The organism is Streptomyces nanshensis, assembly GCF_001751255.1.
GTDB classification, from domain to species: domain Bacteria; phylum Actinomycetota; class Actinomycetes; order Streptomycetales; family Streptomycetaceae; genus Streptomyces; species Streptomyces nanshensis_A.
Genome location: NZ_LJGW01000050.1, coordinates 181 through 3,632, shown reverse-complemented (window position 1 = coordinate 3,632; position 3,452 = coordinate 181). Strand labels below are relative to the sequence as shown.

Sequence of the window (3,452 nt, the reverse complement as noted above, 5' to 3'; positions counted from 1 at the left end):
GGCGCAGACCGGCGGCGTTGCCACGGGCCCAGGTCGTCACCGAGCGGTCGGCGGCGCGGCGTTCGCGGACGGCCTGGATGCGCTCCTCGCCGTTGGCTCCGGGCGCTCCGGGACGCAGCCGCAGATAGCGCCGCTCGGCGGCCTGGCGGCTCGCGACGCCGAGCGGCGGGGCGAGTTCGGCCCAACTGGCGCCCGCCTCACGGGCGGTCTCGATGAGCCCCGTCTCCCATCCGGCGAGCTGGTCGCGCAGCTCGCGCAGCAGAAGCAGGGCGGCGAGTACCTGCTCGTAGCCCGCGTCGGAGCCGGAGCCGGAGCCGACGTCGGGGTCGGGGTCGGGGTCGGGGTCGGAGCCGGCGTCGGGAGCCTCTCCGGGCGGGGTCGTCTGGGCGGTACGTACGGCTTCGTCGATGGTCTCCAGCGCTGCCTGGGCGGCGTGGAAGGTGCCGGGTGAGGAAGCGGGTTCCCGGTCGTCGTCGGTCATGAGGCCACCTCGCTCGCCCGTCAACCTTCGGGCGACAAACGTCACTTGTCATCGTTCCGATGACATGCTACAAGAGAGGCAGGCAACAGCACAGGGCTTGAACTACCGCGAAGCGGAGGTGTTTTCACGATGCTGATGCGCACCGACCCCTTCCGTGAGCTCGACCGGCTCACCCAGCAGTTCTTCGGCCATCCGTCCGGCACGTGGTCGCGTCCGTCCCCGATGCCGATGGACGCCTACCGCGAGGGCGACGAGTACGTGATCGCCCTCGACCTGCCGGGCGTCGATCCGGAGGCCGTCGACATCGACGTCGAGCGGAACATGCTGACGGTCAAGGCCGAACGCCGGCCGCAGACCAGGAGCGACGACGCACAGGTGGAGCTCTCGGAACGTCCGCTCGGTGTCTTCTCACGGCAGGTGGTGCTCGCCGACACCCTCGACACCGAGCACATCGAGGCGGACTACGACGCGGGCGTCCTGACGCTGCGGATCCCGATCGCCGAGCGTGCCAAGCCGCGCAAGATCTCCATCGGCGCGAGTCCGGGCCGCAAGGAGATCCGCGGCTGAGGCGACCGGGGCGACCGGCAACCGAGGCGGCCGCACCGGCAGCGGCGGCGGAGGGCGAGACGTCCTCTCTCTCCCTCGTCTCGCCCTCCGCCCACGCCTCGACTGCCCTGAAGCGCCCGGGAGTTGTACGGAGCAGACCCCGCAAGCGGCCGGAAGGGGACGGCATGGTGGCCATGCGCTGGGAGGCGTTCCTCGACCATGTGCAGGAACGCGGTGAGTACCCGACCCGTACGGAGGCCGACCGTGCGGCGCGTACCGTGCTCGCCCTGCTGGGCGCGCATCTGGTCGGCGAGGTACGGGCCGATCTCGCCGCCCGGCTCCCGGAGACCTTCGCGCTGATCCTGCTCAATCCGCTCCAGGCGGCGGAACCGCTCTCCAGCGAGCGGTTCGTACGGGCCACCGCGGCGTGGATCGAGGGCGCCACCGAGCAGACGGCGGCCTGGGACGTGGGCGCCGTCCTCAGCGTGGCCGCGGACGCCGCGGGCGAGGAGCTGACGCGTCGCATCCTGCTCCAACTGCCCCCGGGCTACGACCTGCTCTTCGGCCGTCCCCAGGACGCCTCGCCCTGAGCAGGGCGACCCACGGCCGGTGACCGCCCGCTCACCGGCCCGTCCCCGGAGCTTCGCGCATACGGCGTCGGGCGGGCGTACGGCGTCACGCGCGGGCACGGGGGCGCTGTCCGCCCGTCCTCGTAGACTTGCCGGCATGGCCTCCGGACGGCGCGGCGGGCAGCCGCCCTCCGCATCGCAGGGCGACGCATCGTATGAGTTCGTACGGGCGCCGCGGACGCTGGGCGCCATGGTGGCCTCGACGATCGGATACCGCTCCGAGGGGGCCGAACCGCAGCTCCACCGGGGGCTGCCCTCCCCGTACTTGACGTTGATCTTCTCCTTCGACGGCCCGGTGATCGGCGGCGAGAGCCCCGAGCACGCGCGCGGGCGCGACGCGTACCGCGAGGAGATCGTCGTCGGCGGGCTGCATCAGCGTCCCATGTACATCCTCCAGCCCGCCCGTGAGTGCGGGGTGCAGCTCGCCGTTCATCCGATGGCGGCCAGGGCGCTGTTCGGGGCGCCGGCGAGCGAGCTGACGCGGATGAGCGAAGCGGGCGCCCTCCTCGGCAGGCCGGCGGTGGAGCTCCATGAACGGATGCGCGAACTGAGCGGCTGGGACGAGCGGTTCGGCCTCCTCACCTCGTATCTCCGGCGGAGGGCGGAGGACCAGGGGCGCCGCGCCGAGGTACGTCCCGAGGTCGCCGAGGCGTGGACGTGGATGGCACGGCACCGCGGCGCGGGCTCGCTGGACGGCATGGCACGCCATGTCGCCCTGAGCCGACGGCAGTTGACCACGCTCTTCCGCCGCGAGACCGGCACCAGCCCGAAGCAGATCAGCCGGCTGATGCGCTTCGAACGGGCGCGGCGCGAGGTGACGGTCACCGTCGCGGGCGGTGCGCCGCCGGACCTCTCCCGGATCGCCGCACGGTGCGGCTACTACGACCACTCGCACCTCGTACGGGACTTCCGGCAGTACACGGGGCTGAGCCCGAGCGGGTGGATCGGCGAGGAGCGCCGGAATATCCAAGCCGGGGGCCATCGCAACGGCGAAGACTAGCCCCCATGGACAACTCATCAGCAGCAGCGCACCAGGCGGCGGGCCCGTCCGCCGCACCCGCACCGACGGTCTGGCCCACCCTCCAGGCGCGCGACGCCCACACGCTGATCGACTTCCTCGTGGAGAAGGTCGGCTTCCTGCGTACGGCCGTCTACGCCGACGGCGACCAGGTCGCCCACTGCCAGCTCGACTGGCCCGAGGGCGGCGGCGTGATGCTCGGCTCCTACAAGCCGGACGCGGAGTGGTGCACTCCGCCGGGCACGTTCGGGTGCTACGTCGTCACGAACGACGTGGACGGACTGTACGAGCGGGTCAAGGCCGCGGGCGTGACCTTCGCGCGGGAGATCGTCGACCAGGACTACGGCAACCGGGAGTTCGCGATCCGCGACCCCGAGGGCAACCTCTGGAGCTTCGGCCACTACCCGGGCGAGCCCGCGCCGAGCTGACCGTCCGGCACGGTCTGAGGTCCGCCCGGTCCGAGAGCGTCGCGACCGCTGCGAGCGTCGCGACAAGTATGCGCCGGGACGTACGGGGGCCGCCCCGGCGCACGCTCAACACCGCGAGGGCGCCGAGCCGTTCGGGGCACGGGGCACGGCGCTCGCGAGGCTGTGTTCGCGGGACGGCGTCGGCGGGGCGGCGGTAGCGTCGGCCCATGGACGACGTACTGCCGGTGCTGCTCACCGCCGCGGCCGTGGCGGCCGTGACGGCCGGGTTCTGGCGGCTGGCCGTCGTCGTGCGGCGGCGAGGGGTCGCGGGGACGGCGATGCGCGCCGCACTCGCCTCGTACGACGAGGCG

Annotated in this window: 4 protein-coding genes and 1 pseudogene; 4 read left to right on the top strand and 1 reads right to left on the bottom strand. The window is 72.7% G+C overall.

The genetic code is table 11. The annotated features are described in order from the left end of the window. Positions 1-481 (bottom strand): annotated as a pseudogene (locus AN218_RS02720) (HSP18 transcriptional regulator); the annotation flags it as partial. Between the two features lie 129 nt (positions 482-610). Here AN218_RS02720 and AN218_RS02715 point away from each other — a divergent pair. From AN218_RS02715 to AN218_RS02700, 4 genes are all read left to right on the top strand, one after another. Beyond that, positions 611-1,048: an Hsp20/alpha crystallin family protein gene (locus tag AN218_RS02715; RefSeq protein ID WP_070014952.1), complete on the top strand. Its 438-nt coding sequence runs from the start codon at positions 611-613 to the stop codon at positions 1,046-1,048. Between the two features lie 167 nt (positions 1,049-1,215). After that, positions 1,216-1,617, top strand: a complete 402-nt coding sequence (locus AN218_RS02710; RefSeq protein WP_070014958.1) for a DUF2267 domain-containing protein — start codon at positions 1,216-1,218, stop codon at positions 1,615-1,617. Between the two features lie 136 nt (positions 1,618-1,753). Beyond that, on the top strand, positions 1,754-2,656 hold the full coding sequence (locus AN218_RS02705) for a helix-turn-helix transcriptional regulator (RefSeq protein WP_079131753.1): 903 nt from the start codon (positions 1,754-1,756) through the stop codon (positions 2,654-2,656). A gap of 5 nt (positions 2,657-2,661) precedes the next feature. Then, positions 2,662-3,102, top strand: coding sequence for a VOC family protein (locus tag AN218_RS02700; RefSeq protein WP_070014946.1), 441 nt, complete (start codon positions 2,662-2,664; stop codon positions 3,100-3,102). The last annotated feature ends 350 nt before the right edge of the window (positions 3,103-3,452 follow it).